General features: G+C 52.8%; 1 pseudogene. It reads left to right on the forward strand.

Annotation, left to right across the window (positions count from 1 at the left end):
- Positions 1–182, forward strand: a pseudogene (locus M6G53_RS25420) (hypothetical protein); the annotation flags it as partial.
- Between the last annotated feature and the right edge of the window lie 66 nt (positions 183–248).

The following is a 248-nucleotide window of genomic DNA, read 5'->3' on the forward strand; positions in this document are numbered from 1 at the left end:
TGTCTCAACATCCCAAAACTCCCTATGCCGATAAATCGCCCGATGAACTGACCCCGGAAGAGATGCGGGAGGAAATCGCGTTCCTGCGTGCGCAGAATGACTACATAAAAAAGTTGAGAGCCTTGATGCAGGAGAACGATGCCAGAGCGCGTCGGAAAGGGCAAAAATCGTCACGGCATTGAGGCAGAAACACGGACTGGGCCTGTTAGTGCAGGTCAGCGCCTTGCCCCGCAGCACCTATTATTATT

Source organism: Serratia nevei (genome assembly GCF_024160145.1).
Taxonomy (GTDB): domain Bacteria; phylum Pseudomonadota; class Gammaproteobacteria; order Enterobacterales; family Enterobacteriaceae; genus Serratia; species Serratia nevei_A.